General features: G+C 39.7%; 13 protein-coding genes. 2 read left to right on the top strand and 11 right to left on the bottom strand.

Annotation, left to right across the window (positions count from 1 at the left end; genetic code table 11):
- Positions 1-322: 322 nt before the first annotated feature.
- A complete protein-coding gene (locus tag N480_RS20410; protein ID WP_063374295.1) occupies positions 323-2,512 on the bottom strand; it encodes an EAL domain-containing protein in 2,190 nt (729 codons plus the stop codon).
- A gap of 324 nt (positions 2,513-2,836) precedes the next feature.
- Between N480_RS20410 and N480_RS20405 the strand changes: the two genes are divergently transcribed.
- On the top strand, positions 2,837-3,232 hold the full coding sequence (locus N480_RS20405; RefSeq protein WP_155732921.1) for a hypothetical protein: 396 nt from the start codon (positions 2,837-2,839) through the stop codon (positions 3,230-3,232).
- Positions 3,222-4,088 carry a TIGR03899 family protein gene (locus N480_RS20400; RefSeq protein ID WP_063374293.1) on the top strand — a complete coding sequence of 289 codons (867 nt, stop codon included), beginning with the start codon at positions 3,222-3,224 and terminating at the stop codon, positions 4,086-4,088. The genes N480_RS20405 and N480_RS20400 overlap by 11 nt, the downstream gene beginning before the upstream one ends.
- A 60-nt stretch (positions 4,089-4,148) precedes the next feature.
- Here the strand turns inward: N480_RS20400 and N480_RS20395 are convergent, their stop codons facing one another.
- From N480_RS20395 to galE, 10 genes are all read right to left on the bottom strand, one after another.
- Positions 4,149-4,910 (bottom strand): TIGR04219 family outer membrane beta-barrel protein, encoded by a 762-nt coding sequence (locus N480_RS20395; protein ID WP_063374292.1) that lies wholly within the window; start codon positions 4,908-4,910, stop codon positions 4,149-4,151.
- Between the two features lie 4 nt (positions 4,911-4,914).
- Complete coding sequence (locus tag N480_RS20390; RefSeq protein ID WP_063374291.1) at positions 4,915-5,901, bottom strand: DUF2333 family protein; 987 nt, start codon at positions 5,899-5,901, stop codon at positions 4,915-4,917.
- An 8-nt stretch (positions 5,902-5,909) separates the two neighbouring features.
- Complete coding sequence (locus tag N480_RS20385; protein ID WP_063374290.1) at positions 5,910-6,428, bottom strand: copper chaperone PCu(A)C; 519 nt, start codon at positions 6,426-6,428, stop codon at positions 5,910-5,912.
- Between the two features lie 116 nt (positions 6,429-6,544).
- Positions 6,545-6,868, bottom strand: a complete 324-nt coding sequence (locus N480_RS20380; protein ID WP_063374289.1) for a hypothetical protein — start codon at positions 6,866-6,868, stop codon at positions 6,545-6,547.
- Positions 6,869-6,876: 8 nt separating this feature from the next.
- Positions 6,877-7,077 (bottom strand): PspC domain-containing protein, encoded by a 201-nt coding sequence (locus tag N480_RS20375; protein ID WP_063374288.1) that lies wholly within the window; start codon positions 7,075-7,077, stop codon positions 6,877-6,879.
- Between the two features lie 8 nt (positions 7,078-7,085).
- Positions 7,086-7,778: a PspA/IM30 family protein gene (locus N480_RS20370; RefSeq protein ID WP_063374287.1), complete on the bottom strand. Its 693-nt coding sequence runs from the start codon at positions 7,776-7,778 to the stop codon at positions 7,086-7,088.
- 168 nt (positions 7,779-7,946) lie between these two features.
- Positions 7,947-8,969, bottom strand: coding sequence for a tRNA dihydrouridine(20/20a) synthase DusA (dusA, locus tag N480_RS20365; RefSeq protein ID WP_063374286.1), 1,023 nt, complete (start codon positions 8,967-8,969; stop codon positions 7,947-7,949).
- A 444-nt stretch (positions 8,970-9,413) separates the two neighbouring features.
- Entirely contained in the window at positions 9,414-9,965 is a 552-nt protein-coding gene (locus N480_RS20360) for a hypothetical protein (protein WP_063374285.1), read from the bottom strand.
- A gap of 41 nt (positions 9,966-10,006) precedes the next feature.
- Positions 10,007-10,225 carry a hypothetical protein gene (locus N480_RS20355; RefSeq protein ID WP_063374284.1) on the bottom strand — a complete coding sequence of 73 codons (219 nt, stop codon included), beginning with the start codon at positions 10,223-10,225 and terminating at the stop codon, positions 10,007-10,009.
- A gap of 344 nt (positions 10,226-10,569) precedes the next feature.
- Complete coding sequence (gene galE, locus N480_RS20350; protein ID WP_063374283.1) at positions 10,570-11,586, bottom strand: UDP-glucose 4-epimerase GalE; 1,017 nt, start codon at positions 11,584-11,586, stop codon at positions 10,570-10,572.
- Between the last annotated feature and the right edge of the window lie 56 nt (positions 11,587-11,642).

The raw sequence follows: 11,642 nt of genomic DNA, 5'->3' as shown, positions 1-11,642 counted from the left end.
AGTACATGTGAAATATCTTCATCCCACGTTATAGAAGTTACTAATTTAGACTCTCACAGTCAACAGCATGTAAATGGGTACATTACATATATTACTTAAAAAAACCTGTAAACGTATAAAACAGCGCAGAAATGCACTTTAAAAAAAATAAAGATTATTGCAAAAAATAAAAATATTTATATACATCTGCTTATTCAAACGATTGCCATATAAATAAATTTATAATTTCATTGGTGAATAAAAAGAATAAATAATTAAAAAAAGTTTGATGGGGATATAATAAGAAGGTGCAGCGAATGCCAACACCTAAATTAAGATTTTATTATTCGTTATCATTTAAAAACTGTAGAAGTTCTTTTTCAGGCATTGGTTTGGCGAGTAAAAACCCTTGTACTTCATCACAGCCGAGATCTTTAAGCAACTGTGCTTGCTCTTGCGTTTCGACGCCTTCAGCTATTGTCTTCAGTCCTAAATGACGACCTAGCGAAATTACCAGCTCAGCAATAGCGCCACTGTCCGTGTCTGGTATTCCTTTCACAAAGGCCCTATCTATTTTCAAACGTGCTAAAGGCAATTGTTGAAGGTAACTCAGCGAAGAAAACCCCGTGCCAAAATCATCAATCGCGACTTCTACACCAAAGGACTGTAGTTCACCTAAGGTTTCAATTACCGTTGTTATTTCATCCATAACAACGCTTTCGGTGACCTCCAGTTCAATTTTGCTTGGGTCCACGTTATGACTTACAATAGTTTCTTTGACTTGTTCAGCGTAGTTATTTACTTTAAATTGCGGTACGGACACGTTAACCGCAACACTCAGGTCCAAACTACGCTCTATAAATGTTTGCTGCAATTTGCAGGCTTGCTCTAAAACCCATTGCCCAATATCAACGATTAGCCCCGAGTCTTCAGCCAATGGTACAAATATCCCGGGGGATATATAATCACCATTACCAGACGGCCAACGCAGCAATGCCTCGCATCCAATCACTTTGTTTGAAGACAGGCTAAATTGAGGTTGATACCACACCTCTAGTTTATTCAATTCAAAATCTTGTCTTAGTTGCCGAATTAGCCCCAAACGCCAAGCCATTTTTTCTTCTAAATCAGGGGTGTATCTATCAATTACTTTACGCGCTTGTTTTGCCTGATTTAACGCGATATAAGCTAGTTTGAGCGTCTCTAACCCTACGTAATGGAAATCGGCTTGATCACACACGCCAATATGGAAATGCATAGTTAGCACATGTTCCCCTACTTGATAGGGCACTGTAATCGCATCAACAAAACGTTGTTCATCAAAAGTGCCTGCTGGTAAAAGCAAGCCAAATACATCAGCCCCTATTCGAGATAGTAGCTGGCAATCCGGAAATTCAATACACAATCGCTCTTTCACCGCCAGCAATAGTAGATTACCAACTTCTTGACCCAAACCATTATTAATATCAGAGAACTGAGCAATATCGAGCAATACGAATACCAGGGAGTTATTGTCCGGTTGGTAATATTTAGCAATGGAATCTATGAAATTTGCCCTATTTGGTAATCTTGTCAGTGTATCTTTATAAGCAACATCTCGTAATTCGTTAATCAGCTTTATATTGTCTACACCAACACTCACATTCGCTAAAAATATCTCTGCAAATTGTAATTGAGCAGCGCTAGGGGAATGATCCACTTCAATATAAATTGCCGCTCTGCGGCTTTTACCTTGTAATAAAAACGTAATATCATGTTCGGTGTGCTGATGAACTTCGCGATCAAAACAGTTTTGGACTTGCATTATCACACGGCCATTATCTAACTGTTCAAGACCATCGCCAAAAAACTCAGCATAGTTTTGCGTCCCACCAAAGATAATGACTCGCGAGCTGCTAGTAATACCGGCAACAATACCGTTTTCTTGCGCACCTATAATCTTCGCTATCTGTTTAACAACCGCTTGGCTAAACGACACCATATCTGTGTGACCTAAGATTGCTTGCGATGCTTCTAAAATATTGGTTAGCGCTACACTTTGCTGTTCAAGTTCACAAATTTGTTGATATGACCTGATGGCAGTCATCAACGAAGTTACAAGCTTTCCTCTGGTTAACTCCGTCTTCATTTTGTAATCGTTTATATCATATTCACGAATCACTTTTTCTTCAGGCGCATAACCCGGCTGACCAGTACGCAAAATAATACGTACAGCGTGATTACCGATATTTTCTCTAACTTGCTTAACTACATTTAGGCCGGCATCATCACTTTCCATAACAACATCTAGTAAAAGCACGCATACATCTGGGTTATTTTGCAGCGCCTCTACAGCTTCTTGACCAGAGTAAGCGTGATGGAATCGCAAAGTGCGACCCCAAAATTCCACACCAGATAAAGCCAGTTTGGTTACCGAATGGATCTCTGGGTCGTCATCCACAACCAATACATCCCAAAAGCTTGTAGCAGCTTCTTGAGCCTCATGAGACACATCTTGATCTGCAAACAAAAAATCTTCTTGCTCAGACGCCATTATCCACCTTATGCTAAATCACATCACTATCTGCAAGAGCAGCTTTCTCTATGGTTCATCTTATAAAATATGATAGATTTTTACTATCACGATCAGCATTCATTAACACCTAAGTAATATTATAGACGATGTTCAAATACTTGCGCTTGCTTCATATGCAAATAAAACAACAAGGATGGGGTTTTGCAGTTACTTAAGACAGCCTTAAAGTTCGTGGCTTTTGCTATACTTTTCATGCTACTAACTATCAATACACTGCCAACTACCTACCATATATCAATCACGGCACCGCTTACTGAACACTCACCCCAGAAAAGTGAATTCATGTTATCAACTAAACACTGGGTGCAGGCAATTCATGTTTTACAACCCAATAATATTAATTTGATATCTCTTGAAAACAGTGAGAATGTTGGCGGTTTTGTCGCATTCGAGCACGCAAGAGGAAAAGTTGACGCAACCTTAGTATCACGACAAAAAAACGAAGTTCAATTTCATCTTCGCTTTAACGAGGAGCACCAAGCAAGATTGCAAATAGCATTGCAACCAGAGATAAATCAAGTCAGTATTAGTGTAAATGGCGAAGTACTCACTCCCATTATAGGGAGTTTAATCGCATTACTTACCAAACACTATTTGACACAAATACTGCAAACTGCAACCAACGAAATGATGTCTGAACTCAGGTTACAACAGGTAGAGCCTAACAATGACCATTAAAAATGCGCAAGCAAGATCCAGTTTAGCCCTCTTGATTGAAGAAAAGTTAGGCTATGCCATGACAAAACAGGCCAAGCCTGTTTCGTCTGGCGGTCGGTACTCTGCAAACACTCCACAAAACAGCTTTTTCGTTCAAAGTGCTCACGGAACATTGAAAAGAGCATTGAAACGAGGTCAATTACAACGTATACAACGACAACAAAATATCGAAAGCATAATGGGGATGTCTCTATCTCTGTGCCCAGATGTAACCAGTAGAGGTAGACCAGACCCAGATTGGCTAGAGCATTTCATAACTCTCGCAGAAGACATAGCAAACCAGACCATGCAAAAGTTGTGGGCTAAGATTTTGGTTGGTGAGTCCATAGCACCGGGTACGTTTTCAATAAAATGCCTGCAAACACTTAAGTTAATGACACAAAGAGAAGCCGAAGCATTGCAGAAATGCGCCTCTCTATGTGGGTACTTGGAAAAAGAAGACAGTTATCTGATCATTCTCGGGTTCTACAAAAAGCCTTCTATATTAGATTTATTGCGCAAAGGAAGTACCGAAACCATAAATTTGTCACAAGCAGGCCTCAGTTTTCCACAGATCCTAACTCTTATGGATATAAACTTGATGTACAGACAAGAGATAGAATCTGCAAGTTTACAGAAAGGGCAATCGTTAACACTTGTATACCAAAATAAACGCATTAACTTTGAAGCAAAAAGCAATGATCTGGTGCTTAGTTACTACAAACTAACTCAAACTGGCGATGAACTAAAAAAATTAATTAACACCCCCTTGAACAAAGCATATAAACAACTGCTCAGCAAAACACTAGAAGAAGAATTTAATTTAACTTGGGAATAAGAAGTAGATTGCCGACCTCAGCTTATCAATTGGTGGTGAGGTCGACACGATACGTTTAAATTAGAAGTGTACTTGCAATCCAGCAAATGGACCTGAAGCATCAATATCAGAATCAAAGTCATCGATGTCATCAATTTCTAATACAAGCGAACGATAGCCTGCTCTGATAGCAACATCAACCGCTAAGTTATCGATAAACTCCCAAGCGATACCAACTTGGTAATCCTGAATTTTACTGTCGTCAATTGCCAATAAACTGCCTTCGGCAAATACACTCAGACCAGTTAAAGGCAACCCTACTTCTGCGCGTAAATAACCAAGTGGTACAAATCCAGAGAAGTCGACAGTTTCTGTTACTTGGGTCCCATTCACTTCACCGGTCACGGTAACATCAGCATCAAACTGCTTGGCATTAATACCAAAATCGAATGAAATTAAGTCATTGTCAAATAGCTCGTAATACAAGATATAGTCAATATGAGTTAAGTCCGCAACCGTGTTTGCTGTCGTACCAACGGTGAAGTTGCTATCACCAAACTCAAAGGTATCAGACAATGTCGTATTACCTGTCAGTTCTAATTCAGTGTACTTTAACTTTACGTTGGGTACTAAAGGAACTGGGTGCTCCAATGAAGCATATAAACTTGTGTACGTTTCATCTTCAAAGTTAAACTCCTGCAGATTGCCTTTTTCTGCAAAGCTACCTTCTGGTTCACTTTGCCAGCCTTCGGCTCCCAAATACAAACCTAACAAAGTATCAGCATGTGCTGCAGGTGTAAGGCAAGCCAAAGACAACGCTGCCGCTAAACAATACTTTTTCATTTTTTTATCCTTGCGCTAAAAGTTCACTGAGTTCTATAAGAGCAGCATTTGCCCTTGAGATATAATTAGCCATCACTAAAGAGTGATTAGCTACAAAACCAAATCCACTACCATTTAAAATCATCGGGCTCCACACAGTTTCCTGAGTTGCTTCAAGCTCGCGAATTATTTGCTGTAAACTAACTTTAGCATTCTTCTTTTCCAACACATCAGAAAAGTCATGTTCTACAGCTTTTAAAAAATGTATGAGCGCCCAAGTTGCACCCCGAGACTCGTAAAAAACGTCATCAATCTGCCACCATGAAGTTTTTACTACTGTTTGCTCCATACCAGCAGTAGCTTGCAAAGCTGCCGAATCACCTGCCAGATCGGTGTTGATTCTCTCCTGCCCAACGCTCGCACTTAACCGCTGGCTCAAACTTCCCAGGCGCTTTTCAGCCTCTTTCAGCCAACCTCTCAAATTGTCGGCTCTCGCGTAAAACTGACTGCCTTGTTCTGCTTGGTTGGCAATCTGGTCTTGATAATCTCTCAAATAATCAATACCAACTTGATATTCACCTTCAGCACTTGGCAAAATCCAAGCGGTTGAGCTGATATTAAATTTCGGTTGTGCTTTCTTCAAACTTGGATGTTCTGTCGACTGTGATTGTGACCGACTGAAGTCCTTACGCATCGATAGAGCCAAATCACGGGACATTTCTAACACACCAAACTCCCAAGCCGGCATATTATCCATTATTACGCTAGGTGGTAGTACATCATTTGATAAATACCCGCCTGGTTTATCTAATAATGTTTGCATCACTTCAATTAAAGTGTTGGTTGTCACATAGCCCGTTACTAATTTCGCATTTTGCGTTTGTGCATGTGATTTGGCTCGTTCAACGACATCAAACTGTTTAGGCTCAAAACTCCAGTACACCGCAAGGAAGTATCCTAAAAACAATACCCCTGCTAGTGAAGCAAATATCTTGCCCTTATGTTCGTTCATCCTAGCTCCTAATGATGATGATGGTGTGACTCAGAAGAAAATGCATCTTTTAAAGACACTACTTTTATTTTGTTTTCAACTTTCTCACCATCTGAAAAATATAGTGTGAGATTACGAGTTTCGCCTACTTTTAACTTTACTTTTGGCTCAAACGCCATCAAATGATAACCACCTGGTTTAAACTCCACTTGCCCATTTGCTGGTACGACTAAGTTCTTCACAGGCTGCATTTTCATCATACCGTTACTATGTATATGTTCATGAATTTCAACACGGCCTAACCCTTCAATTTTAGCTTTGACAATCGTAATCGGCTTTTTCGTTTTATTATCTAGGGTCAAGTAGCCTGCTGTAGATTTCGCTGCAGGTAAAAACGCTCGGATCTTTGCGTTTGAAACCTGAAGGCTTGCTGAATTATGGCTTGTATGTTGATGTGAGCCGTGCTGATGACCATCATGTTGATGGTTGTGTGCAGCGCTATAACTAGAGAATGAAAGAAGCGAAATGAGTGCAACAGTTCTAAGCATGATAGGATTCCTATAATTCTGACTAAACCAGTATTGGATACGCTTAGTATACCGTTGTTACGTACTGAATTCACAGCAAAATACGCACTTCCTCCGCCTCGCTTCACCGTCTCATTTTAACAAAGAGACCACTCGTCACTTATCAACCAAGCAAATAAAATCAGTAAACAAAGTGGCAATGCGATTATTACTGAGCCAAAAAGAAGTGCTAATACTAGCCCAATGAGCACCACTAACCCCACACCCAGCATTCCTATACTGAGCAGCGCAACAAAAGCAAAAAAGATCAGGATCAAAGCTAAAAATCCGCCTATCTCCATACCAACCCAACTCATTTCATAAACAAAGTCAGGCATACTTAAAAGCGCAATTGGGGATGATAGCCAAGAAATTGCCGATAATGCCAGTAATAAAAATACGATAGCCACTGCTGCTTTCATAACATCTCCTATTTGTCTTCCGACATGCATAACCAAGCAATTCCATAGCCGACAATACATGGCCAGGTAAATTTCAAGGCGAGTAAAATGACTAAAACACGTACCAACCATACAGGTAAGTCTAACCGCCTAGCGAGCAGAATACAGACTCCACCGATCTTTTTCTTTGACACGCTTTTATCTTGAGACTGATACAATTCTGAGTCCATATGGCCCCCTAGTTAGCTGTAGATTCTTGTGATGTTCTTGAAGAAACTTTCCTTTTTAACGAATGCAACATTGAGTCAACTTTTTCATTTTTGAGCAACTCTTGAAATGCATGTTGTGTTTTGTGTCGTTGAGTGTCTGTGTCCGTGCTGTACTCGCTCTTTGACTCAGCCTTTATCAGCTTGTGCTCAAGCATTTCAAACTGAGCGTAAAGACTCTGGATTGCAGGGCTGTTGAGCATTTCTTTAATTTTGAGCCTTGCTAACAAAGCATCTTCCTGCATAGATCGCGGCTCTCCGCTGCCTAACAGACTGTCTATTTTGCTTTTCAGAGTTGTAATATCACCTTCAACACCTTCAAGAGCCCAACAAACTTCACTTAAATCTGCATTCAATTGTTCAATTAATTGCTCACATTTATGCTTTTCTTCTAGTGCCGCTCTAGCCAAGTCATCTCTTTCTTTTTCAACGGCGTATTGAGCTTTTTCATACCAACATTGTGTTTTGTCTGTATTGACATCAATTTGACGCTGCAACAGCTTTTTTTCGCGAATCAATTTTACAGCTAGCTCTCGGCACGAGGTCAATGCTTCTTGTAGCGCTTGGTATGATGCTTGAGAGGTATTATTAGGACGCTGTGAGTTGTCCAAAAGTGCATTAAATTCAGATTTGATAAAATCTTCGATACGATTAAGTAAAGCCATAACATGTTCCTTTAAGACATATAATGGCTTTACAGTTCCAATCATTGTGCCAGAATTAAAAACGCTTTACATTCATGAGCTTATAAAAAATCTAGCAGCTACGTTATACGTTAAGTAACGAACTTTTAGTGAAATTCACTAAAAATTAGGTTATTAAATGACCTTGGTTTATTTGTTTTCAGGTACAAAAGTGAGCGCTTTTTCCATCACGCTAATATCTGCATCTTTTTTATGCCCATTCTCAGACAAGTGACGTCTAAACCCTCTCGCACCAGGCTGATTTTGAAATATCCCCAACATATGACGCGCGATATGCCAGAAATTTGCTCCTCGGCTCATTTCCTGCTCAAAATAATCGTACATGCTTCGTACTACTTCATGTCGAGTAAGATTAAAAGGCGCAGCACCATACAGCGCTTCATCTACTTGAGAGAGTAAAAACGGATTGCTGTATGCCTCGCGCCCGATCATAACACCATCAATGTGTGTTAAATGGTGCTGACACTCTTCTAGCGTTTTTACTCCACCATTAATACTAATATGAAGATGAGGGAAGTCTTGTTTCAGCTTATAAACTCGCGGGTAATCAAGAGGTGGGATCTCACGATTTTCTTTTGGACTCAAGCCTTGAAGCCACGCTTTTCGAGCATGAATAATGAAATCATCACACCCAATCTCATGTGACGCTTCAATTAAATCTGTCAAAAATTCATATGAGTCCTGCTCATCAATACCAATTCTAGTCTTTACGGTAACTGGTATAGTTACCTCAGCCTTCATCGCTGCGATACAATCGGCAACTAATTTGGGTTCAGCCATAAGACACGCGCCAAAACGGCCATTCTGAACGCGATCTGACGGGCAACCTACATTCAAATTAACTTCGTTATATCCGTATTCTTGAGCACGCTTGGCACATTCAGCCAACGCTTTAGGATCTGAGCCTCCAAGCTGCAAAGCAACTGGCGTTTCATGCTCTCCAAAGGCCAAGTAATCGCCTTTACCATAGATAATTGCACCGGTTGTAATCATTTCTGTGTACAGCACAGCATGTTTACTTAACTTACGGTGAAAAGTTCTACAATGTCGATCCGTCCAATCCAGCATCGGTGCAACGGAGAAGCGGCGAAACGCTGAATCGCCTGTATTTACTGGGCTAAAGCCTGGTTTATCTATATTTTCTGTCTTCATCATTTCGCCATAAATTCATTTGCTTTGCGCTATTTACCTACGGTGTCCCTATCAGTACTCCGTCAAGGTAGGAGGAATATAAAATCAGGCCCCCAATTCATAGCTTTTTACGCTGTCGAAAAACGTAAAAAAACAGGCGGAGCAATCTTTTATAAATACCGTGGACATGCAAAATCTAATGTGAAGATTATACACAATGAAAGCTAAACGTTCAGTAAAAGTGTCAACGCTATTTAGGGCGGGTCAGTCAGTTAAAAAAGACTAATTTGTAGCTTAAAAGTCGATATTAATGGCAAAAGCGAAAAGTTTTTTGCATCAGCCTATTGCTGCTTTATGAGCGATTATACAATTAGATCAGGTATTGGTGTGAAGAAGCGTGTATAGGTAAAAAATGTGCGTTCGATACTACATTACATAAACGCACACATCTAGACTTTTGTTATTCTAAGTTTCATCCCTTCGTCTTAAGCCTATAATTTGGCTTAATGGGTACTTAGCTACAACTACCAAAGCTAGTATGTTACAGATTACCGCTATAGTACTATATAAAGGCTGTAAACCATTAAAGTCTAAATAACCCCTTGCAACCATCTGAATCAAACCAATCGTCATTGAGAGCAATGTAATATACATACTATATACTGCTGCTCTTGAAAATGAGCAGTGACGGATGCTGTGCAACAAATAAAGCACCACTGCAAATGCTGCGCAGTTTGCAATTTGTACGCAGTAAAACAGCTGCCGCAATTTCATTTTTTCTAACTCAAGAGACATTAATAAATCGGTTAACCCTGCGCCAATAAAATGAAAGGTTAGAACACAAAGCGCGGTCAAAAAACATGAATGAAGTTCATGGTCGTCAATTGTTTTAAGGCTATCTTTTCCGCCAAAAAATAAGCTAAATTTTAACGCCCAAAATTTAGCGACAAGAAAGACAAAGACAAATACTTCCAGTCCTATAATTCCCCAGTTAATTACTGCTAGCAATTCATTCATGTTGTTCCTTCAGCGCGATCTAGTTTAGTAGCTTTATGCTCTTATTTGTGCCACTGTGAGGCCATTGGAGGTTCTTGCCCGCCACCAAGGCCACCTGTCCCCCCTTCAACCATCATTATTTGACAATTCGAAAGACCACGGATGCTTTTTTGATTTTTGCGTTTTTGATCTTCTACACCCAAAGAGGAATCTAAGTTTCCAATTAATGATGTGTTACCATTCTCAAACATTTGCATAAACTTAATTTTTTTCAATAACATATAACCTATCCTTATGAATTTTTTAATAGTCTACAGCAAACATTGTTGCATCGATGTTAACTCATATTACTGCGGAGTTCAATCCAGCATGTATTTGAAATAGACAGAATAATGATAAGTGATGAACTGAAAAGTAGAAAGGGGAATTATTGTGCTTTATCGTAATAATGAGTAAATTTTGAGAAGCACCACTGAAGTTTTTTATTATCGATAGTTGAATCAATCTAAAAAGTAAAAGCGCATTACGGCAAATATCGTTAATTAAAAAGCACCGTAAGTAGTCTCTTTTACGATGCTCAACAATCAACCCTCAAAACTGAGATTCATTAGTACAGTTGGTTAATTTACAGCCCATAACCTTGTGGATTGCTTTTCTGCCAATTCCACGAGTCAGCCATCATTTCAGCGATACCTCTCATCGCTTTCCAACCAAGCTCTTGATGGGCTTTTTTAGGGTCCGCATAACACGCTGCAATATCCCCTTCTCTACGAGGCTTAATCTGATATGGAATAGCTTCTTTGGATGCATCTTCAAAAGCTTTTACCATTTCCAAAACCGAGTAGCCATTCCCAGTACCGAGATTATAAATATGCACCCCATTATCTGATGCTATTTTTAACATCGCTTTAAGGTGGCCTAAAGCCAAATCGACAACGTGAATATAGTCACGTACACCGGTACCGTCCGGCGTATCATAATCATTGCCAAACACACCTAAGCTCGTTAATTTACCCACCGCTACCTGAGTTATGTATGGCAATAAGTTATTTGGAATACCATTGGGGTCTTCTCCAATTAACCCCGAAGCATGTGCGCCTACTGGGTTAAAATAGCGCAAGATAGCAATAGACCAACGAGGATCTGACTGAGCTAAGTCCTTAAGAACAAGTTCAACCATTAATTTGGAAGTGCCGTAAGGGTTTGTTGTTGCCCCTGTAGGAAAGTCTTCTCTAATAGGTAGGCTAGCAGGATCGCCATACACAGTTGCCGAAGAGCTAAAGACTATTTTAAATACGTTAGCAGCACGCATAGCATCCAATAACGTCAAAGTACCTTGTACATTGTTTTGATAATACTCAATAGGCTTTAAAACAGACTCACCAACCGCTTTCAATCCAGCAAAATGAATTACTTGATCAATTCTGTGCTTTTCAAAGACAGAGTCGACAAACTCCCTGTCTAAGATATCACCTTGGTAAAACGTGACCTGCTTCCCTGTTATCTCAGAAACCCTCTTTAGTGCAATTTCAGACGAATTAGCCAAGTTATCAATAACTATGACTTCATCTCCTTGCATTAAAAGTTCAACAACGGTGTGAGACCCAATATAACCAGCGCCGCCAGTTACCAAAACAACCATACTTTATTACCTATATCAATAATTTAAATGCTTTTCCATATAGCTTACAGCACTTC

It is taken from the genome of Pseudoalteromonas luteoviolacea S2607 (assembly GCF_001625575.1).
Lineage (GTDB): Bacteria > Pseudomonadota > Gammaproteobacteria > Enterobacterales > Alteromonadaceae > Pseudoalteromonas > Pseudoalteromonas luteoviolacea_E.
This window is presented reverse-complemented; position numbering and strand designations above follow the sequence as displayed.